Annotated in this window: 22 protein-coding genes; 10 read left to right on the top strand and 12 right to left on the bottom strand. The window is 73.1% G+C overall.

Going from position 1 to position 18,663, the window contains the following annotated elements:
* The first annotated feature begins 53 nt into the window (after nt 1–53).
* Entirely contained in the window at nt 54–443 is a 390-nt protein-coding gene (locus ACWCHM_RS15055; RefSeq protein ID WP_421481527.1) for a YybH family protein, read from the top strand.
* 24 nt (nt 444–467) lie between these two features.
* Here the strand turns inward: ACWCHM_RS15055 and ACWCHM_RS15060 are convergent, their stop codons facing one another.
* The 5 genes from ACWCHM_RS15060 to ACWCHM_RS15080 form a co-directional block, all read right to left on the bottom strand.
* Entirely contained in the window at nt 468–956 is a 489-nt protein-coding gene (locus ACWCHM_RS15060) for a fructosamine kinase family protein (protein WP_454222814.1), read from the bottom strand.
* Nucleotides 953–1,597, bottom strand: a complete 645-nt coding sequence (locus ACWCHM_RS15065; RefSeq protein WP_281898433.1) for a hypothetical protein — start codon at nt 1,595–1,597, stop codon at nt 953–955. The genes ACWCHM_RS15060 and ACWCHM_RS15065 overlap by 4 nt, the downstream gene beginning before the upstream one ends.
* 84 nt (nt 1,598–1,681) lie before the next feature.
* Nucleotides 1,682–2,920: a hypothetical protein gene (locus tag ACWCHM_RS15070; RefSeq protein WP_454222815.1), complete on the bottom strand. Its 1,239-nt coding sequence runs from the start codon at nt 2,918–2,920 to the stop codon at nt 1,682–1,684.
* A 108-nt stretch (nt 2,921–3,028) separates the two neighbouring features.
* Nucleotides 3,029–3,610 (bottom strand): nucleotidyltransferase family protein, encoded by a 582-nt coding sequence (locus ACWCHM_RS15075; protein ID WP_454222816.1) that lies wholly within the window; start codon nt 3,608–3,610, stop codon nt 3,029–3,031.
* Between the two features lie 43 nt (nt 3,611–3,653).
* The gene (locus tag ACWCHM_RS15080; protein ID WP_204960955.1) at nt 3,654–4,220 is read right to left on the bottom strand and encodes a kinase; all 567 of its coding nucleotides are present in this window, start codon (nt 4,218–4,220) and stop codon (nt 3,654–3,656) included.
* A gap of 125 nt (nt 4,221–4,345) precedes the next feature.
* On the opposite strand from ACWCHM_RS15080, the gene ACWCHM_RS15085 reads away from it, so the two are divergent.
* The 3 genes from ACWCHM_RS15085 to ACWCHM_RS15095 all read left to right on the top strand — a co-directional run bounded on the left by ACWCHM_RS15085 (nt 4,346) and on the right by ACWCHM_RS15095 (nt 6,684).
* Nucleotides 4,346–4,786, top strand: coding sequence for a YkvA family protein (locus ACWCHM_RS15085; RefSeq protein WP_204960954.1), 441 nt, complete (start codon nt 4,346–4,348; stop codon nt 4,784–4,786).
* Nucleotides 4,787–5,178: 392 nt separating this feature from the next.
* Nucleotides 5,179–5,754, top strand: a complete 576-nt coding sequence (locus tag ACWCHM_RS15090) for a hypothetical protein (protein WP_421488651.1) — start codon at nt 5,179–5,181, stop codon at nt 5,752–5,754.
* 246 nt (nt 5,755–6,000) lie between these two features.
* Nucleotides 6,001–6,684: a lytic polysaccharide monooxygenase auxiliary activity family 9 protein gene (locus ACWCHM_RS15095; protein WP_204960952.1), complete on the top strand. Its 684-nt coding sequence runs from the start codon at nt 6,001–6,003 to the stop codon at nt 6,682–6,684.
* A 101-nt stretch (nt 6,685–6,785) separates the two neighbouring features.
* Here the strand turns inward: ACWCHM_RS15095 and ACWCHM_RS15100 are convergent, their stop codons facing one another.
* Nucleotides 6,786–7,307 (bottom strand): PspC domain-containing protein, encoded by a 522-nt coding sequence (locus tag ACWCHM_RS15100; protein WP_454222817.1) that lies wholly within the window; start codon nt 7,305–7,307, stop codon nt 6,786–6,788.
* The gene (locus ACWCHM_RS15105) at nt 7,304–7,627 is read right to left on the bottom strand and encodes a PadR family transcriptional regulator (protein ID WP_204960950.1); all 324 of its coding nucleotides are present in this window, start codon (nt 7,625–7,627) and stop codon (nt 7,304–7,306) included. Before ACWCHM_RS15105 ends, ACWCHM_RS15100 begins: the two co-directional genes overlap by 4 nt.
* Nucleotides 7,628–7,774: 147 nt before the next feature.
* Here ACWCHM_RS15105 and ACWCHM_RS15110 point away from each other — a divergent pair, with 147 nt between their 5' ends.
* Nucleotides 7,775–8,593 (top strand): ABC transporter ATP-binding protein, encoded by an 819-nt coding sequence (locus ACWCHM_RS15110; RefSeq protein WP_454222818.1) that lies wholly within the window; start codon nt 7,775–7,777, stop codon nt 8,591–8,593.
* Between the two features lie 3 nt (nt 8,594–8,596).
* Here the strand turns inward: ACWCHM_RS15110 and ACWCHM_RS15115 are convergent, their stop codons facing one another.
* Genes ACWCHM_RS15115 through ACWCHM_RS15130 form a run of 4 tightly spaced genes read right to left on the bottom strand, consistent with a single transcriptional unit; the run spans nt 8,597 to nt 12,514 of the window.
* Nucleotides 8,597–9,409 (bottom strand): ABC transporter ATP-binding protein, encoded by an 813-nt coding sequence (locus ACWCHM_RS15115; RefSeq protein WP_454222819.1) that lies wholly within the window; start codon nt 9,407–9,409, stop codon nt 8,597–8,599.
* A complete protein-coding gene (locus ACWCHM_RS15120; protein ID WP_454222820.1) occupies nt 9,406–10,440 on the bottom strand; it encodes a FecCD family ABC transporter permease in 1,035 nt (344 codons plus the stop codon). Before ACWCHM_RS15120 ends, ACWCHM_RS15115 begins: the two co-directional genes overlap by 4 nt.
* A complete protein-coding gene (locus tag ACWCHM_RS15125; RefSeq protein WP_454222821.1) occupies nt 10,437–11,477 on the bottom strand; it encodes a FecCD family ABC transporter permease in 1,041 nt (346 codons plus the stop codon). The genes ACWCHM_RS15120 and ACWCHM_RS15125 overlap by 4 nt, the downstream gene beginning before the upstream one ends.
* A complete protein-coding gene (locus ACWCHM_RS15130) occupies nt 11,477–12,514 on the bottom strand; it encodes an iron-siderophore ABC transporter substrate-binding protein (protein WP_204960946.1) in 1,038 nt (345 codons plus the stop codon). Before ACWCHM_RS15130 ends, ACWCHM_RS15125 begins: the two co-directional genes overlap by 1 nt.
* Nucleotides 12,515–12,613: 99 nt before the next feature.
* On the opposite strand from ACWCHM_RS15130, the gene ACWCHM_RS15135 reads away from it, so the two are divergent.
* Both ACWCHM_RS15135 and ACWCHM_RS15140 read left to right on the top strand, forming a co-directional pair.
* Entirely contained in the window at nt 12,614–14,326 is a 1,713-nt protein-coding gene (locus ACWCHM_RS15135; RefSeq protein ID WP_421488655.1) for an ABC transporter transmembrane domain-containing protein, read from the top strand.
* Nucleotides 14,323–16,176 (top strand): ABC transporter ATP-binding protein, encoded by a 1,854-nt coding sequence (locus ACWCHM_RS15140; protein WP_454222822.1) that lies wholly within the window; start codon nt 14,323–14,325, stop codon nt 16,174–16,176. Before ACWCHM_RS15135 ends, ACWCHM_RS15140 begins: the two co-directional genes overlap by 4 nt.
* Here the strand turns inward: ACWCHM_RS15140 and rpsD are convergent.
* Entirely contained in the window at nt 16,164–16,772 is a 609-nt protein-coding gene (rpsD, locus tag ACWCHM_RS15145; RefSeq protein WP_454222824.1) for a 30S ribosomal protein S4, read from the bottom strand. The two genes, ACWCHM_RS15140 and rpsD, sit on opposite strands and share 13 nt — an antisense overlap.
* Before the next feature lie 73 nt (nt 16,773–16,845).
* On the opposite strand from rpsD, the gene ACWCHM_RS15150 reads away from it, so the two are divergent.
* The 3 genes from ACWCHM_RS15150 to ACWCHM_RS15160 all read left to right on the top strand — a co-directional run bounded on the left by ACWCHM_RS15150 (nt 16,846) and on the right by ACWCHM_RS15160 (nt 18,635).
* Complete coding sequence (locus tag ACWCHM_RS15150) at nt 16,846–17,580, top strand: DUF2470 domain-containing protein (RefSeq protein ID WP_281898451.1); 735 nt, start codon at nt 16,846–16,848, stop codon at nt 17,578–17,580.
* Between the two features lie 87 nt (nt 17,581–17,667).
* Nucleotides 17,668–18,216: a hypothetical protein gene (locus ACWCHM_RS15155; protein WP_204960941.1), complete on the top strand. Its 549-nt coding sequence runs from the start codon at nt 17,668–17,670 to the stop codon at nt 18,214–18,216.
* Between the two features lie 23 nt (nt 18,217–18,239).
* Nucleotides 18,240–18,635 (top strand): Imm7 family immunity protein, encoded by a 396-nt coding sequence (locus tag ACWCHM_RS15160; RefSeq protein ID WP_454222825.1) that lies wholly within the window; start codon nt 18,240–18,242, stop codon nt 18,633–18,635.
* Nucleotides 18,636–18,663 lie beyond the last annotated feature (28 nt).

Below are 18,663 nucleotides of genomic sequence, written 5' to 3' on the forward strand. Positions count from 1 at the left end.
CGGAGCGCGGGCAACCCGGGCACGGGGACCGGTCGGATGGCAGGGTGGGGCACATGGACAGGAAGCAGGTCGACGACTGGCTCGTCGGCTACGAGCGGGCCTGGCGCACGCCGGGTACGGACACCCTGGTCACGCTCTTCACCGAGGACGCGAGCTACCAGCAGGGGCCCTATCTGACCCCCGTGGTGGGCCTGCCGGCCATCGCCCGGATGTGGGAGGAACAGCGCGACGGCCCCGACGAGGTCTTTCGGATGACCAGCACGGTCGTCGCGGTCGACGGCGACACCGCCGTGTCCCGCCACGAGGTGCACTACGGCGACCCGGTCACGCAGGAGTACCGCGACCTGTGGGTGATGCGCTTCGCCGACGACGGCAGGTGCCGGTCGTTCGAGGAATGGCCGTTCTGGCCGGACCGGCAGCCGCCCGGGGTGCCGCAGTCGTGACGGGGAGCGCCGGGCCCGGGTCGGTCAGGCCCGCGACCGGAACGGGGCCAGGGTGGCCCGGATCGTGTCGGCGGCACCCCAGTCGTCGTCGAACTGGGCCAGCACCGCCAGGTGCTGCCGCAGCTGGATGATCGGCATCCGGTCCCGCCAGTCGGCGTCGAGGCCGGTCAGCTCGGCGTAGACGGCGAAGAACCGATCCGACTCCGGTGGGGCCGCCGTGGTCCACAGGTGCGCCAGGTCCACCTCGGCCCACAGGTACGACACCGCCGGGTCGATCAACGCCGCCCGCCCCGACCCGTCGGACAGTACGTTCTGCGACCACAGGTCGCCGTGCGTCAGGCAGGCCGGCCGGTCCGGCAGCAGCTCGGGCAGCCGGGCACACAGCCGCTGCACCGCGGCCCGGTCGGCGGCGGCGAGCGCGGCGAGGCCACCGTTCACCGGCTCGACGGTGACGACGTCACCGATCCCGGCCCGCAGCAACCGTTCGGCGAGCAGTTGCGTCGCCCCGGTCACCCGCCGGTGCCCTCCTCCGCGCCGTCGTGCTGGTCGCCGTCCAGATAGACGTGCTGGTGGCCGTGGCCGGCGTCGACGTTGACTTGGTCGAGTTGGGTGGCGGCGACGGACCAGGCGGCGGCGGCCTGCTCCGCCTGCCGTTTCGCCAGTGCCGTCAGCGCCGCCCGCTGCGCCGGTGGCCCGGTGACCGCGAGCAGGTACGACTCGACGGCCAGGGACGTCTGTTCCACCGCGCCGCGCAGGCCACCGCGTGCCACGTTGGTCGCCGTGCTGCCCGACGGCGGATTGGCGAACGGCTCCGCCGCCCGCAGCAGGGTCTGCTGCCACTGGCGTGCCTGCTGCGGGTCGGCGGTCGGCTCGGCCCGCAGGGCGTCGAGCACGGGGGTGATCTCGTCGCGGAGGCGTCGGGCGGTGGCCGTCAGCTCGGTGATCTGCTGGGCGTCCCGCTTCGCCTCGGCCCGGCGCAGGTCGGCGATCGTCGACTCGGTGGCGTCCGGTCGACCTACCGCATAGCCGATGCCGCCACCGACGAGGGCGACGACGAGCCCGATCGCGGCGACGACGGCGAGCCGGGACAGCCGGCGGCGAGGCGGTGGCGACGCGGCCAGCAGATACGAGGGCCTACCGGTACGACGCGACACGTCATCTCCCTGCTCGACGGGGACTGGTCGCAGCATAGTGCCGTCCGGCGGGCGGCGGGTCGGCCGTTTGTCGACCCGCCGTGGTCACCACAGCGCCACCACGGCATCGGTGCCCCCGTGGTGGCGCAGCACGGTCTCCGGCGTCGGATCGTGGCGCAGCAGCGTGTCCCGGACGAGGTCGGTGCCGGCGGCGAGATCGTCGAAGACCGCGATGTCCACGCTGACGGCGTGGGTGACGTAGCCGCCGGAGGCGTCCCGGCGCATGCTGCTGCCGGTCTGCCCGGCGTGGCCCAGTCCCCGGTCGCGCAGCGCCCGGTCGAGGTCGCGGGTCACCGTGGTGGCGTACCCGCGTGGATCGGGCCGTCCGCCGACCTCCAGGTGCAGGCTCAGCCGGTGGCGGCGGGCCGCACGCAGCGCACTCGGGCCGAACCACCGGGCGACGAGGGAGCCCTGCGCCGCGCCGGTGACCGTTTCGAGGATCCAGCAGACCTCGGCGGGGTTCGCTGGTTCGGCGAGCCCGCGCAGGAGCACCGGATGCCCGACGCCGGCGGCGGCGAGCACCCGGCCGGTCTGCGCGGCCAGGCTCAGGTCGCGGCCGGCGACGGCCCGGGCCGGCAGGTCACCGAGGGCGTCCGGCGCCGACGCGGGCACGGCGTCGGCGACGGTACGCCCGGCGGCGGCGAGCAGGTCACGCCAGGCGTCGAACGGGAACTCCGACTCCGGTCCACGCAGGCTGTAGAGCGTGAAGTCGCCGCCCTGTTCCTCATCCTGCTCGACGGTCCAGTTGCCGGCGTCGTCGCGCTGCCAGGTGACGCCCCTGCCGCGCCCGTCGCACCGGTACAGCCAGGAACGGACCGTCGGCCAGTAGGCGGCGGCGTCGGGGCCGGTTCCGAAGGCGGCGGCCAGCAACGGGGTGACCGCGTCGAGGTCGTCGTGCTCGCCGAGCAGCACGAACCGGCTGGCCAGCGCCAGCAGCGGGCCGGGATGCGGCAGGTCCGGGTCCCGCAGGGCGACGGCCCGGGCGATCAGGTCCAGTTCGTCCCAGCGCAGGGCGTGCGGGAAGGGGTGCGCGTCGTCGTCCCAGCCGAGCTGCAGCGGCTCGTTCACACCGGGCGGGCACACCCCGAGGTTGACCATGCCGAGATCGATGTCGATCTCCAGGACGAGGGTGTGACCGTCGCCGACGTCGGCGGTCAGCGTCCACCCGGGATGGTCCTCCCAGCGCTCGTCGTCGTCATCACCGTCATCGCCGTCGCAACGGTCGTAGGCCGACCAGAACGACGGGTCTTTCAGCAGGTCACGCAGGTCCGCGGGGAGAGGCACGCCGGGCATCGTACCCAGCCACCCTGACGTTTCCCCGGGTCGGTTCGGCACACCGCCGGGTGCGGATCCACGACGGCGGGGAGGGGACAGGCACCCTCCGCGACCCGCTCACCGACGGTCGGGGTCGACCACCCGTACGCCGGGCCAGCGTGCCGCCGGACGCTGGCGGGCGAGCCGACGTCGGGACACCTCGCGGCCGGCCCGGGTCGGGTTGTGCCGCCACACCCCGTCGAGCAGGTCGTCCAGGCCGTACGGCGCGCAGACGGCGATCGTGTCGTCGGCGCGCAGGCGTACCGCGACGGCGGTGGCGTACTCGGGCCAGGTGGCGACCGCCTCGGCGATCGTCCGCAGCGGGGCCACCGGGTCGCCGCCGAACGTCGCCGGGTACCAGGTGTGCACGGCGGCCTGGTTCTTCGCCTCCCACGGCGGCTGCGGCCAGGCCGTCACCAGTCGCGCGGTGGCCCGGTCGTCGTTGGCACGGGTTAGGTCCGTCGGGTCGAGGAAGACCACGTCGACGTCCCGTACCGACGACGGTTCGAAGCCGTCGCCGTAGCGGCGGCCCCAGACGAGGTCCCGCACCACCCCTGCCCCGATCCACGCGTCGGGTAGGCCGGTGTCTCGGACCACCCGCAGCGCCCGCATCAACCACCCGCTGCCGCGGAGCAGGTCCCGTAGTTCGTCCTCGCGCACCCGACCAGCCTAGGAGCAGCGCGTGGACGGGGACGGTGGGTGGTCAGGGCCGCACCGGGAGGAAATCGGCGTCGCCCCCGGTCAGGGGCAGCCCGGCGGTGGCGGCGATCCGCCGGACCGCCTCCTGAAGCGGGGTCGTCTCGGGCAGGACCATCTCGTCGTCGTATCCGAGCAGGTCACGCGGGGTATACCAGCCCCGCATGTCGTCGGCGGTGAACTCGGTGGCCTGCGGACGCGTCTCGTGTCGTCGCAGGGTCTCGGGCAGCGACACGTCGAGATAGACGAACACCGTCCTGCCCCGGTGGCCGTCGCGCAGCGCGGTGAGCATCCGCCGGTACCGGGCGGTGTGGAGGATTCCTTCGAGGATCACGTGGTAGCCGTGGTCGAGGGCCAGCCGGACCGTCTGCCCGATCAGGGTGGGCGCGAGCCCGCCCGGCCTGTCCCGTTCCCGTAACACGACCCGCCGCAGGTAGTCCTGCTCGACCAGGGCGCAGCCGCGACCGTGCCGCAGCCGCATCTGCCGGGCGATGCTGCTCTTGCCCGCCCCGGAGTTCCCCCGGACGGCGATCAGGATCGTCCGGTCGCTGCCGGTCGGGATCACCTCGTCCATCGCGGTGGTCCTCCCCGGGGGTCGGCCGGTCGGCCACCGGCGTCACGTCGACCGGTGGGCCCGCCGGGACTCTGCGACGATGCCCTGGCCGCGCGGGCGGGTGCGGCGGAAGGGGGGCGGCGCGGATGGTCGCGGACATCCTGGTCGGTGGCGCGGTCGCGGTTGCGGTCTCGTGGGTGGCGTTGCTGGTCGGTCTGCTGATCGTACGACCGCAGGGCCCGTTGCTGACCGAGGCGCTGCGGGTCCTGCCCGATCTGGTGCGGCTGCTGCGGCGGCTGGCCGGGGACAGGACCCTGCCGCGCGGCGTCCGGGTACGCCTGGGCCTGCTGCTGGCGTACCTGGTCGTCCCGGTCGACCTGATCCCGGACTTCGTCCCGGTCCTCGGGTACGCCGACGACGCGATCCTCGTCGTCGCGGTGCTGCGCTCGGTGGTCCGCAGGGCGGGTGTCGGGGCGCTGCGCCGACACTGGCCGGGTACGGAGGACGGTTTCGCCGCCCTGTGCCGACTGACGGGCGTACGCCATGCCGGCAGCGACCACGGCCCGGGCGACGCCGGCCCCGGATGACGGGCGCGGCCGTTCACCGGATGACGGGGCGTGGGGAATCGATTCCGGCGCTCTCACCTGCGGAGACGATCGGGCGGAACCCCCACTGACACCCGTCAATGTTGCAAGAGCGGCTCCAGACGTGTTGGAATGGCCCATATCGCCGCAGCACGGGGGCAACCGTGCTGAGCACGGCCACAGCACGGGAGCACCGCGGTACGGGTCGCACGCCATCCTGGCGGGCACCGGCACGTCACCGCGCCGGGCCATCGCCCTGACGACGGGCATTCCGCCGGGCAGGCATCCGCACCTGCCATGCGCACCCCTGGCACATGTCCCCGACGACGGCGCGTTCGACGCCCCGGGCCACGGACGGTCCGCCAGCATCAGAACCGGCGACGAGGTGAGAAGCGATGAGTTCCGCTGAGAGTTCCGCGTGGTACCGGCACCGCCTGGTGTGGGTGGCCGTGATCCTGCTGGTGGTGTCGGTCGGCACGGTCGTGCTGGCCAACCGGGGCGGCACAAGTGCGCAGCCGGCGGACCTGCCGGCGCAGATCACGGCCCGGATGCGTACCACGCTGGAGCGGGCGGACCCGGCCCAGCACCAGCATGCCGGGCACGACGCCCAGCAGGGTGCCGGCGCGGAGAAGCCGCCGGTGATCTGCGGGGTCCGCGTCTACGGCTACGAGCCGGCCGGGGCCGCCACGTTCGCCGACGTCAAGACGGTGTACGGCTTCCACCTGTGCGGGATCGCCGAGCAGAAGCGCCCCTGGGACGTGGCGGTCAAGCTGGCCGGCCCGCTGATCATGGACATGTCCACCGATCCCCCGGGCATCCGGGTCGTCGAGGCGACCGCGGAGGTCAGGTTCGTCGACCGGCTGCGGGAGATGTTCCCGCCCGCGTACGCCACGATGGCGCAGCAGGAGTCGCTCGGCGCGACCGAGATGGCCGACCTGCGTCGCCGCTACGACGCCGCCGCCAAGCTGTGACGCCCCCGGCGGCCTAGCGGTCGTCTCCGGCCACCGGACCGGCACCCGATCTGCGGTGATGCCGTGTCCCCGGTCCGTCGTGCCCGTCGACCGATCCGGTGATCCCGGACAGCTCGACCAGATCCGACAGCTCGATCCAATCCGACTAAATATCGATCAACATTGATATTTGTAGCTATTGGTGCCACAGTGGATTCGGGAGCATTCGCCTCCCGATGTCTCGTACCGACGAATGGAGGATGAACAGTGCGTTCACACCAGTCCGACCAATCCGGCGGACGTCCCCGGTCCACCGTCCGCCGGTCCCTCCAGGCGCTCGTCCTGATGTTCGCCATGGTGGTCGGTACGCTGCCCATGACCAGCCCCGCCCAGGCGCACGGGACGATCATCAACCCGGCGACCCGGGCGTACCAGTGCTGGCAGACCTGGGGCAGCCAGCACACCAACCCGGCCATGCAGCAGCAGGACCCGATGTGCTGGCAGGCGTGGCAGGCCAATCCGGACACCATGTGGAACTGGATGAGCGCGTTGCGCGACGGCCTGGCCGGCCAGTACCAGCCCAGCACCCCGGACGGGCAGCTGTGCAGCAACGCCCTGTCCCGGAACAACTCGCTGAACAAGGCCGGGGCGTGGAAGGCGACCACCGTCAGCCGCAACCTCACGGTCCAGATGTACGACCAGGCCAGCCACGGTGCGGACTTCTTCCGGGTCTACGTCACCAAGCAGGGGTTCAACCCGGCCACCCAGACGGTCGGGTGGGGCAACCTCGACCTGATCACCACGACCGGGCGGTACGCGCCGGCACAGAACATCTCGTTCAACGTCTCGATCCCGTCGTCGCGTTCCGGGAGCCACGTCCTGTTCTTCATCTGGAAGGCGTCGCACGCGGACCAGACCTACATGTGGTGCAGCGACATCAAGATCGCCTGATCGACGCGCCACTCATCCGGCCCAGGGCTGCCCGCCCTGGGCCGGGTCCGCTTCCGGGCCGGCCGGGCCCAGCGCGGCCCGCAGGCCCCGCCGCCCCCGGCTCAGCCGGGTCGGGGCGCGTCCCGGCGGCGTTCGTAGTCGGCGACCGTCGGGACGACGGGAAGCACGAACAGCCCGACGAGGTACGCCACGGCGAGCAGCCCACCGGTGACCAGGGTCAACAGCAGCACGACGGTACGCACCCAGTCGACATGGAATCCGCCGTACGCCGCGAGGCCGAGACAGACGCCGCCGAACCACCCGCCTTCGCTGATCCGGCACCAGAACCGGCCGCATACCGCTCCCCCGACCTCGGCCGGCACGGGGTGCGCCGGCCGCACCGGCCCGATTTCGGCCAGGATCGCGGTCATCCGGGCACCGGTCACCGGGTCGCCGTCCGGATCCAGCCGGTCGCCGACGGCGGCCTCCAGGTCACGCACGATCTCGTCGGCGTCCGGGTCGCCGCGCAGCGCACGTCGGGCGTCGTCGAGATACCCGCGCAGGGCGGCGTACGCCTCGCGGGTGGCGGGATAGGCCGCGGCGTGCCCGGTGAGGCGGATGGCGGTGGGCTCGTCCATGGTCATCGTCCAACCGAATCGATCATGCGGGTCAGGTCGTTCCAGTGCTCCCGGAACGCGGCGAGCCGCTGCCTGCCGGCGTCGGTGAGCAGGACGTACTTGCGGGGCGGCCCGGACGGCGACTCCCGCCACTCGTGGTGCACCAACCCGTCCCGCCGGAGCTTGCTCAGCAGCGGATACAGCGTGCCCTCCTGAGCGGGGAAGTTCACCTCCCGCAACGCGGCGAGGATCTCCGCCGCGTAGCGCTGCCGGGACTCGACGGCGGCGAGCACGAGCGGTTCGAGCAGGCCGCGCCGCAACGCGACGAGCATCGGGTCGACCTGCATGCCGCTACCTTGCCACAGCAAGGTACCTGTTGCAATGTTGGTTGTTCGGGCAGGGCCCGTCCCACCCCGGGAGATCCGACCGGGCTGACCTCGGAGCTGTTGTTACGGTTTCCGCATGCTGCCCGACCGCCGCCCCACGGTTTCCCCGTGACCGCGCCGCCGGTGCTGCGGGTGACGGACGCGGCCGTCGTCCGCGACGGCAGGCCGATCCTGGCCGAGGTCTCACTGACGGTACGGGCCGGCGAGCACTGGGCGCTGCTCGGTGCGAACGGGGCGGGCAAGAGCACCCTGCTCAGCCTGCTCGGGGCGATCACCCACCCCACCCGGGGCACCGTCGAGGTGCTGGGTCACCGGCTCGGCCGGGTCGACCTGCGGGAGCTGCGTTCCTGCGTCGGCCACGTCGATCCACGGCACGACCCGGGTGCGCCACTCACCGTGCACGACGTCGTGCTGACCGGGTTGACCAACACCAACGACCGCGTTCCCCGATGGGCGCCGACACCGGAGCAGGTCGCCGGGGCCGACCGGCTGATCGGCCTGCTCGGCCTCGGTGAGCGGCACGGGGCCCGGTGGCCCACCCTCTCGCAGGGGGAACGGGGCCGCACGCTCATCGCCCGCGCGTTGATGCCCAGGCCCCGCCTGCTGCTGCTCGACGAGCCCGCGACCGGCCTCGACGTCGCCGGCCGGGAACAGCTCATCGAGCGGCTCGACGCACTTCAGCAGACCTACCCGCAGCTCGCGTCCGTCCTGGTCACCCACCATCTGGAGGAGCTTCCTCCCGGGACGACCCACGTCATGCTGCTGCGCGACGGACGCCCGCTGGCGTCCGGCCCCGCCGACGAGGTCCTCACCGGCGACCAGGTCAGCAAGTGCTTCGACCATCCGATCCGCCTCACCCGCACCGACGGGCGGTGGAGCGTGCGGGCGAACCGTCCGACCGTGCGTCCGGATGGTCCGGGTCGGTGAAGGTCAGGCGCGGCCGGCCGTGACGTGGTGGCGGCCGATCGGCAGCATCAGCGGCCGACCGGAGACCGGATCGACGATGACCCGGCTGTCCAGGCCGAAGACCGCCCGTACGCACTCCTCGGTCAGCACCTCGGCGGGCGGCCCCGCCGCGTGCAGGCCACCGTCGGCCAGCGCGATGAGGTGGCCCGCGTAGCGGGCCGCCATGTTCAGGTCGTGCAGCACCATCACGATGGTGGTGCCGCGCGTCGCGTTGAGGTCGGTGAGCAGGTCCAGCACCTCGACCTGGTGACTGACGTCGAGGAAGGTGGTCGGCTCGTCGAGCAGCAGCAACTCGGTCTGCTGGGCGAGCGCCATCGCGATCCACACCCGCTGGCGTTGGCCGCCGGAGAGTTCGTCGACCGACCGGTCGGCCAGGTCGGCGGTGTGGGTGGCGTCGAGGGCGGCGGCCACCGCGCGGTCGTCGTCCCCGCTCCAGCGGGACAGCAGCCGCTGGTGCGGGTTGCGGCCCCGGCCCACCAGGTCGGCCACGGTGATGCCCTCCGGCGCGATCGGCGACTGGGGCAGCAGGCCGAGGGTGCGGGCCAGTTCCTTGGCCGGCATCCGGTGCACCTGCCGGCCGTCCAGCATGACGTGACCGGTGCGCGGGGCGAGCAGTCGCGACATCGACCGCAGCAGCGTCGACTTCCCGCACGCGTTGGCGCCGACGATCGCGGTGATCCGGCCGGGCGGGACGAGCAGGTCGAGTGATTCGATGACGACCCGGTCGCCGTAGCCGACGGTCAGTTTCTCGGTCGTCAGGGCGTGGTCGGTGGTCACAGCGAGCCTCCGGCGCGGTTCGTGCGGACGAGCAGGTAGATGAGGTACGGGGCACCGAGCACCCCGGTGATCACCCCCACCGGGAAGCGGATGTCGAAGGCGAACTGGCCGATGAAGTCGGCGACCAGCACCAGCAGCGCGCCGACGAGGGCGGACGGCACCAACGGCGAGCCGCCGGCCCCGACCAGCCGGGCGGCGATCGGCCCGGCCAGGAAGGCCACGAACGCGATCGGCCCGGTGGCCGAGGTGGCGAACGCGATCAGGCCGACGGCCGCGACGATCGAGACCAGCCGGGTACGTTCCAGCCGGGTGCCGAGCGCCGCGGCGGTGTCGTCACCGAGTTGCAGCATGGTGAGGTTCCGGGCCTGGCTCAGCAGCACCGGGCCGAACAGGGCCAGCGCGGCCAGCACCGGAACGACCTCGTCCCAGGTGGAGCCGTTGAGGCTGCCGTTGAGCCAGCGGGTCGCCGCCTGCAGGTCCCACTGGCCGGCCTGGTTGAGGATGTAGGCGGTGGCGCTGTTGAGCATGGCGGCGATGCCGATGCCGATCAGCACGAGCCGGGTGCCGGCCACCCCGTCGGTGAACGACAGCAGGTAGATGAGTACGGCGACGCCGAGCGCGGCGACGATGGCGAAGACCGAGACGCCGGTCTCGCCGAGGCCGAGCACGATGATGCCGAAGGCCGCCGCGGCGCTCGCCGCCGAGCTGATGCCGATGATGTCGGGGCTGGCCAGCGGGTTGCGCAACATGGTCTGGAAGGTGACGCCACCCATGCCGAAGCAGAGCCCGGTCGCCAGGGCCAGGACCGTGCGGGGCAGCCGGAGTTCACCGACGGTGAACGAGGCACCCGGCACGGTGTCGCCGAGGATCACCCGCAGCACGTCGCCGGCCGGGTAGAAGGTGCGCCCGACCATCAGCGAAACGACGACCATGGCGGCCACCGCCACGGCGAGGGCGGCGAGCACCGCGCGGCGTCGTCGGTTGCGCCGGACCCGGCCGTGGGTGACGGCCTGCAGGGTCGTGGTGCTCACAGTTCGCGTACCTTCTGCCGGCGGACGATGTAGATGAAGAAGGGGGCGCCGATCAGGGCGGTGATGATGCCGGCCTCGATCTCGTCGGGGCGGTTCACCACCCGTCCGGTGACGTCCGCGACGGTCAGCAGCGCCGCGCCGACCAGGGTCACGAACGGCAGCAGCCAGCGGTGGTCGAGCCCGACCAGCAGCCGGCACAGGTGCGGGACGATCAGGCCGACGAAGGCGATCGGCCCGGCGACGGCGGTGGCCGCGCCGCAGAGCACCACCGCGCCGGCGGCGGCGATCCCGCGCACCAGGGCGACGCGTTCGCCCAGACCGGCGGCGAGGTCGTCGCCGAGCGCGAGGGAGTTCAGGGCCCTGGCGCACAGCAGGCAGACGGCCAGCCCGGCGAGCAGGAACGGCAGGACCTGGCCGATGCTGTCCCAGCTGGCCCCGCCGACGCCGCCGACCTGCCAGGACTGGAAGTTCTCGGCGATGTCGCCACGGGGCAGCACGACTGCGGCCACCAGCGACGCGAGGGCGGCGGAGGTGGCCGCCCCGGCCAGGGCGATCTTGAGCGGGGTGGCGCCGCCGCGGCCGAGCGAGCCGACCGCGTAGACGAACAACGCGGACACCGCCGCACCGGCGATGGCGACCCAGATGTACGCGGTGGCGGTGTACAGGCCGACGGTGGCCATGCCGACGGCGATGGCCAGCATCGCGCCCATGTTCACCCCGAGGATGCCCGGGTCGGCGAGCGGATTGCGGGTGACGCCCTGCATCACCGCGCCGGACAGGGCCAGCGCCGCACCGACGAGGGCGGCGAGCGCCGTACGGGGCAGGCGCTTGACCACGGCTGCCTGGTCGAGGGTGTCCTGGGTGCCGCCGAGCGCGGCGGTGATGTCGGCCCAGCCGACGATCCGGGAGCCGAAGGCCACCGACGCGACCAGGGTGAGGACCAGTGCGCCGAGGACCACCAGGAGCCAGGTCAGGCGGGTCCGGGCCGGACGTCGCCGCAGGGAGACGTCCGGCCCGGATGTCGTCGGACCGGTCATCAGAGCTTGTCGGCGGCTTTGCCGAGCAGGTCGACGTAGTCCTTGAGGACGTACGAGACGCCGAGCGGGGTCGGGTTGGCGGCGGTGGCGACGGGGGTGCTGCCGGGCAGCGAGACGAAGGAGCCGCGCTTGATCGCGGGGATCTTGGACAGCAGCGGGTCCTTCTGGAGGGTGGCCAGGGTGGTGCCGTCGGCGTCACCGTAGGTCACGATGATGTCCACGTCGCTGAGGTTCTGCACCTGCTCGGCGCTCTGGGTGAGGCTGAACTCCTTGGTGGTCGCGGAGGCCTTCGCGATGCTCTCCGGGTGGGTCATGCCGAGGTCGGTGAAGAACTGGGCCCGGGTGTCGTTCGTGGTGTAGAAGCTGATCTTGCTGAGGTCCGTCGGGTCGAGGTGGGTCAGGAACATCGCCGAGCGGCCGGCCAGCTTCGGGTAGCGGGCGGCCTCGTCCTTCATCTGCTGCTCGATCTTCGCGATCAGGGCGTCGCCCTCGGCGGCCAGGCCGAGGGCCCTGCTCTCCAGCGTGATGCTGTCGCGCCACGACGTCGCCCAGGGCGCCTGCGGGTACGCCACCACCGGCGCGATCTTGCTCAGGGTGTCGTAGTCCTGCTTGGTCAGGCCGGAGTAGGCGGCCAGGATGACGTCCGGCCTGGTGTTCGCCACCGCCTCGAAGTCGATGCCGTCGGTCTCGTCGAACAGCACCGGGGTCGACGCGCCGAGTTCCTTGAGCCGCGCGGCGTCCCAGGGCAGCAGTCCGTCGCCGTCCTCGTCGCCGAAGTTGGCCTTGGCGTAGCCGACCGGGACGACACCGAGGGCGAGGGGCACCTCGTGGTTGGCCCAGTTGACGGTGGCGACCCGCTCGGGCTTCTTCGCGATCGTGGTGGTGCCCAGCGCGTGGGTGACGGTCAGCGGGAAGGTCGCCGCCGCGGCGCCGGACGCGGCGGGCGTCTCCCCGACGTCGGAGGACCCGCCGCAGGCGGCGAGGGCGAGCGCGGTGGTGGCCGCGACGATTCCGGCGAGCAACCGGGAGGGGCGCATGCGGAGTACTCCAACTCACATAGTAAGGACAGGCTTACCTAAAACTTGATCGGTAAAGTACTCCACGTTCCTGAGCCGTTGACCAGGGGGTTCTACGTAGTGAGCAAGGTCAGTACCGGTGCCGCGGTCCTGCGCCGGGCGGTCGCCCGCAACGGGTGGCACCTCTGGACCGGCACGGCACTGGCCGGCGTCTACCAGCTCTGCGCGGCCCTGGTGCCGATCCTCATCGGCGTCATCGTCGACCGGGGCGTCGCCACCGGAGAGGCGACCGCGCTGCTCGTCTGGATCGCCGTCCTGGCGGCGGTCTATCTCGTCCTGGCGGTGACCTACCGCTTCGGCGCACGACGCTTGCAACGGGCCATCGCCGCGGAGGGTCACCAGCTGCGGGTCGAGCTCGCGGCGCGGATCCTGGACCCACGGGTGCTGCGGACCGGACGGCACACCGGCGACCTGCTCGCGGTCACCACCACCGACGCCGAGTACACCTCCTACCTGCTCGACCACATCCCCCGGATCACCAGCGCGCTGGTGGCGGTCACGGTCAGCGCGGTCGCGCTGCTGCTGATCTCGACGCCGCTCGGGCTGACCGTGCTGATCGCCGTCCCGGCCGTGCTGGCGATCCTCACCCGCACCGCCCCGCTGATCGCCAGACGCGTCAAGGACCAGCAGGACCAGGCCGGCCGGGCCACCGCGCTCGCCACGGACCTGGTCACCGGGCTGCGCCCGCTACACGGCATCGGCGCGCAGGACGCCGGGGCGCGGCGGTACCGCCTGGTGAGCCGGCACAGCCTGGCGGCCACGCTGCGCGCCTCCCGGACCCAGAACGCCTACCTGGGCGCGTCCACCATGCTGAGCAGCCTGCTGACCGGGGGCGTCGCGCTGATGGCGGGCTGGTTCGCACTGACCGGCCGGATCACCGTCGGCCAGTTCATCACGGTGATCGGCTCCGCACAGTTCCTCGTCGAACCGTTCGGCGTGCTCGCGGTCGTGCCCAGCTGGACGGCCGCCGCCCGCGCGGCGGCGGACCGGGTCGCCGCCGTCCTACGGGCCGACGTGGTCCTGCCGCCGGGCACCGCCGCGCCGGCGGCCACCGGGTGCGAACTACGCCTGACCGACGTGACGTACGGCCCGCTCGCCGGCCTGCACCTGCACGTCCGCCCCGGGGAGTTCGTCGGCGTGGTCGCGCCCCGGCCGGCGGACGCCGAGGCCCTGGCGCGGCTGCTGGCGGTGCCCGCCGGCCACATGGGTGACGTCCTGCTCGGCGGCGAACGGCTGGAGACCGTGGACCGGGACCGGGCGCGCCACCTGCTGCACAGCGAACCGCACCGCACCGACCTGTTCACCGGCACCCTCGCCACGAACATCGCCCTGCGCGACGACGCCGGGCAGCACGACGACGACGCCGGACGGCTCGACCAGGCCCTGCGCGCCGCTGCCGCCGACGAGGTGGCACACCTGCACCCGGAGGGTCTGCACATGCCGGTCACCGAACGCGGCGCGAACCTCTCCGGCGGCCAGCGGCAACGTGTCGCGCTCGCCCGCGCGTTGCTCGCCGGAGCGCCGCTGCTGGTCCTGCACGACCCGACCACCGCCGTCGACGCGGTCACCGAGCAGGCCGTCGCCGACGGCATCCGGACGCTGCGGCACGGGGCGGACGGCGGTTACGGCACCGTCGTCATCACCGGCAGTCCGACGTTGCTCGCCGCCACCGACCGGGTCGTGTTCGTCGCCGACGGCGTCGTCGCCGCCGAGGGCACGCACACCGACCTCGTCACCCACCACGACAGCTACCGCCGGGCGGTACTGCGGTGACGTCCCCGATCCTGCCCGTGGCCGGCCCGCGCGAGAGCAGGGCGTGGCTCGGCGCACAGCTGCGGGCCCGCCGGGGTGCCGCCGTCGGCACGCTGGTCGTCGGGCTGCTCGCCGCCGCCACCGCGATCGTGCCCGCCTACGCCTTCGGCCTGCTGGTCGACCGGGTCCGCGCCGGTGGCGGCACCGGGGCGCTCGTCCCGGTCGCCGTGCTCATCGTGACCGCCGCGGTCGTCGGTGGTGCGGCCACCGGCGTGAGCGCCCACCTGATCCGCCGGTTGGGCGCGCACATCCTCGCCGACCTGCGCGAACGCACCCTGGACGTCGCGCTGCGGCTGCCCGTGACGGTGCTCGACCGGGCGGGCCGGGGCGACCTGGTCTCGCGGGTCGGCGCGGACGTCGGCGCCATCGACCGGGCCGTCACCGAGGTCCTGCCCACCCTGGTCTCGGCCCTGTTGCTGGCGGCGATCAGCCTCGCCACGATGATCGGCATCGACTGGCGGCTCGGGCTGGCCGGCGCGGTCGCCGTCCCGCTCTACGTGCTCGGTGCGCGGTGGTACCTCCCCCGGGCCGCGCCGGCCTACGCGGCCGAGCGGGTCGCCATCGCGCAGCGCTCGCAACGCTTCGTCGAGAGCGTGCAGGGCATCCGTACGGTGCACGCCTACCGGTTGGAGGACCGGCACCTCGCCGACATCACGGAGGTCTCGGCCCGCGCCCGGGACATCTCGACGAGCGTGTTCGCCCTCTACACCCGGTTCGTGGGCCGGATCAACGGGGCGGAGCTGGCCGGGCTGGGCGCGGTGCTGGTGGTGGGGTTCCTGCTCGTCCGCCGGGAGGCCGTCACCCTCGGCGAGGTGTCGGCGGCAGCGTTGCTGCTACACCGGCTGTTCGGCCCGGTCCTGCAACTGATGGTCACCTTCGACAAGGCCCAGGACGCGGGGGCCAGCCTGGCCCGCCTCGTCGGGGTGCTCGGCACCGACCCGGACCGTCGGGCGGGCGGCACCGCGCCGTCGACGCACGACCTCGTCCTGACCGACGTCGGCTTCAGCTACGACGGGGCCACGCCGGTGCTGCGTGACGTGTCCCTGCGGGTCGGGGCGGGGCGGGTGGTGGCGCTGGTCGGCTCCACCGGTGCCGGGAAGACCACCGTCGCGTCGATCGCCGCCGGGGTCCTGCGACCCGGGCACGGTGTGGCCAGCCTGGGCGGCGTTCCCGTCGCCGAGCTGCCCGCCCGGACGATCGCCCTGGTCAGTCAGGAGACCCACGTGTTCGCCGGCCCGCTCGGTGCGGACCTGCTGCTGGCCCGGCCGCAGGCGTCACCGGACGAGCTCACCGCCGCCCTGGCCCGCGTCGACGCCCTGTCCTGGGTGCTCGCCCTTCCCGACGGGCTGGACACCGTGGTCGGCGAGGGCGGCCATCCGCTGACCCCGGCGCAGGCGCAGCAGTTGGCGCTCGCCCGGGTGGTGCTGCTCGACCCGGCGGTCGTGGTACTCGACGAGGCGACCGCCGAGGCCGGCAGCGCGGGTGCGCGCGATCTCGAACAGGCCGCCGCCGCGGCGTTGGCGGGACGCACCGCCCTGGTCGTCGCCCACCGCCTCACCCAGGCCGTGACGGCGGACCAGATCGTCGTGATGGACCAGGGCGAGATCGTCGAGCGCGGCCCGCACGCCGAGCTGGTCGGGGCGGACGGCAGCTATGCCCGGCTGTGGGCGGCGTGGACCGCCCGGGCCGACGACACGCCGGCCCGGGGCGGTGACGCGCCGGGGTCCGGGGTGGTCGGCGGCGGCCCGCCGGTGCCGCACCAGGGGCAGGCGCGGTGGACCGGGCCGCCGCTGACCGTTCAGCGGGAGTAGAACTCCACCACCAGTTGCTCGTCGCAGATCACCGGGACCTCGTGCCGGGCGGGCTCGCGCACCAGGGTGACGCGCAGCCCGGTCAGCTCCACCGACAGGTACGGGCGGGGGCGGTCGTCGGCGTGCGCGCCGGCGGCGGCGAGCTGGAACGGCGGCAGGGCCCGGCTGCGCTCGCGTACCGCGACCACCTGGCCGGGCCGCAGCCGGTACGAGGGCCGGTCGACCTTGCGTCCGTCCACCGTGAAGTGGCCGTGCCCGACCAGCTGACGTGCCTGGTAGATGCTGCGGGCCAGCCCCGCCCTCAGCACCACCGCGTCGAGTCTCCGTTCCAGGAGGGCGACCAGCGACTCGCCGGTCTTCCCGACCCCCCGGACGGCCTCGTCGAACGTCCGGCGCAGCTGGGCCTCGCTGACGTTGTACTGGTGGCGCAGCCGCTGCTTCTCCAGCAGCCGTACCTGGTAGTCGGAGGTCTTGCGCCGGTTGCGGCCGTGCACGCCCGGCGGGTAGGGACGCCGCTCGAAGTAGCGCACGCACTTGCGGGTCAGCGGGATGCCGAGAGCACGGGAGAGCCGGGCCTTGGGGCGGGGGTGGTTCACGTTCGACGTCTCCGATCACATGGTCTAGCCTGCTAGTTAGGTAAGGCTAACCTACATTGAGGAGATCGGGATCATGCGACCCAGCCCGGCGGAGATCGTGCGTACCCTCGTCGCGGGCCGGCTGCCCGCCCTCGCCCACCTGGCCGGCAGCACCGGCCCGCAGCAGGTCCGGCACGCCACCGACCCGCAGGGCCGGGTGCTGCTGCTGGTGCCGACGTCCGGCGACCTCGCCACGGCGCTCACCCCACCGGCCGGGGACACCGACGTCGCCACCGTCCTCGACGTGCTCGACCTGCCGCCCACCGCCGACGCCCCCTCGCTCGGCCGGACCTGGGTCTCCGGCTGGGCCGAACGCCTCGACGGCGACGCGGCACGACAGGCCGCGATGGACTTCGCCGCCACCCGGCCGACTGGCGACCTGCTCGACGTGGGCAGCCGGTTCCGGCTGCACCGGTTCGCGGTGACCGAGGCCCGCTGGGAACGTGCCGGCGCGACGCGCCCGATCGACCCGCAGGAGTACGCGCAGGCCGAGCCCGACCCGCTGCACGCGGCCGAGGCGGACCTGCTGGCCGACCTCGCCGACCACCACGGCGAGCAGGTCGCGGCCCACCTGCGCCGGCGGTTGCAGCTGCCCGGGACCGAGTCGCCCCGGGTGGTCCGGATCGACAGGTACGGCCTGACGGTCGCGTACGGTCGGCCCGGCGCGGTCCGACGGGCGAGGGTGAGCTTCGCACGACCCGTCACCGACGTCGACGAGCTGTCCCGGCTGCTGCACCCGATGATCTGCCCCCGGCAGGCGGCGGCCTGAGCCCGTCGCGACGGCGCTGAGTTTCGACGAGGCGAACCGGCCCGCCCCGGGGTTTCACCCGTTGCCCGTTGCGGGTAGCGGAGGGCCGTGAACCGCGATCTCGTGACGGCCTTGCAGGCGGCCTGGGGCCTGCCGGAGTTCCGCGACGGGGTGCGCCACGTCATCGACCTCGACGAGGTGGCGCTGCTGCTGGCCGCGCTCTCCGTCCCGGACCACGACCGCGAGGTGGAACGCAGCCTGCTGCGGCTGCTGCGGTCCAGCCTGGACACCACCGAGATCCGGGAAGCGGTGTTGCTGCTGCTGGAACGCGACGAGGTACGCCGGCCGCTCCTCGCGGCGGTGGTGCCCCCGCGTGCCGACCGGCCGGGTCTGGCTGCCGCCGTCACCGCGGCGGCCGAGGACCCCCGGGTGCGGCGTGAGGTACGCGCGGTGCTGGACGACGCCCGGGTGCGCGAACTGGTCTGGCAGGTGGTCGAGAACCAGGTGGACGCCGACCGGGTCGGCCTGGTCCGCCGCGCCGCCGTGCTGTTCGTCAGGCACCCGAGCGTTCCCCGCCTCGCCTGGGCCCTGCGCCGCCACGGCGTCCTGCGCGAACTGCGCCGCACCGCTGCCTCCGATGATGACGCGGCGGCCTGACCAGCCGGTCCTACACTCCTGCCATGTTCGAGTACCACGGATGGATCACCCTCCGCTCGACAGCCGAAGCGGTCGACGACGACCCGCCCCTACGCCTCGACGAGATCCAGGATCTGATCAACGGGTACACCGGTCCCGGACTGGTGGATCTCCGCCCGGTCAACGGCGCACACCACGTCCATCTCGGCGGGTTCCGCAACCATCGGGGCGGCCGGGACGCCGACGTCATCGAGCTGTTCACCAGGATCGGTCACCTGGCCCTGGGGTCCTACGGGTTGCTGTACGTCCACGACGACGAGGACCCCGGGCACGAACTGACCTTCCGGGTACACCGGCTGGTCCGGGGCGCCGTCACCGCACACGCCGACCAGCTTCTGTCGCCGGTCATCCCCACCCTCGAAGACGAGTACGTCGACTGACAGCGGCGGGGCCCTTCGCTTGAAATCG

Source organism: Micromonospora sp. SCSIO 07396, assembly GCF_053667945.1.

Bases quoted from the DNA above. Each gene is read 5' to 3' on its own strand.
- ACWCHM_RS15100 (WP_454222817.1), bottom strand. From the start codon at position 7,307: ATGACCATGGACGAGCCCACCGCCATCCGCCTCACCGGGCACGCCGCG.
- ACWCHM_RS15160 (WP_454222825.1), top strand. From the start codon at position 18,240: ATGTTCGAGTACCACGGATGGATCACCCTCCGCTCGACAGCCGAAGCG.
- ACWCHM_RS15090 (WP_421488651.1), top strand. From the start codon at position 5,179: ATGAGTTCCGCTGAGAGTTCCGCGTGGTACCGGCACCGCCTGGTGTGG.
- ACWCHM_RS15105 (WP_204960950.1), bottom strand. From the start codon at position 7,627: ATGCAGGTCGACCCGATGCTCGTCGCGTTGCGGCGCGGCCTGCTCGAA.
- ACWCHM_RS15080 (WP_204960955.1), bottom strand. From the start codon at position 4,220: ATGGACGAGGTGATCCCGACCGGCAGCGACCGGACGATCCTGATCGCC.
- ACWCHM_RS15150 (WP_281898451.1), top strand. From the start codon at position 16,846: ATGCGACCCAGCCCGGCGGAGATCGTGCGTACCCTCGTCGCGGGCCGG.
- ACWCHM_RS15125 (WP_454222821.1), bottom strand. From the start codon at position 11,477: ATGACCGGTCCGACGACATCCGGGCCGGACGTCTCCCTGCGGCGACGT.
- ACWCHM_RS15085 (WP_204960954.1), top strand. From the start codon at position 4,346: ATGGTCGCGGACATCCTGGTCGGTGGCGCGGTCGCGGTTGCGGTCTCG.
- ACWCHM_RS15130 (WP_204960946.1), bottom strand. From the start codon at position 12,514: ATGCGCCCCTCCCGGTTGCTCGCCGGAATCGTCGCGGCCACCACCGCG.
- ACWCHM_RS15055 (WP_421481527.1), top strand. From the start codon at position 54: ATGGACAGGAAGCAGGTCGACGACTGGCTCGTCGGCTACGAGCGGGCC.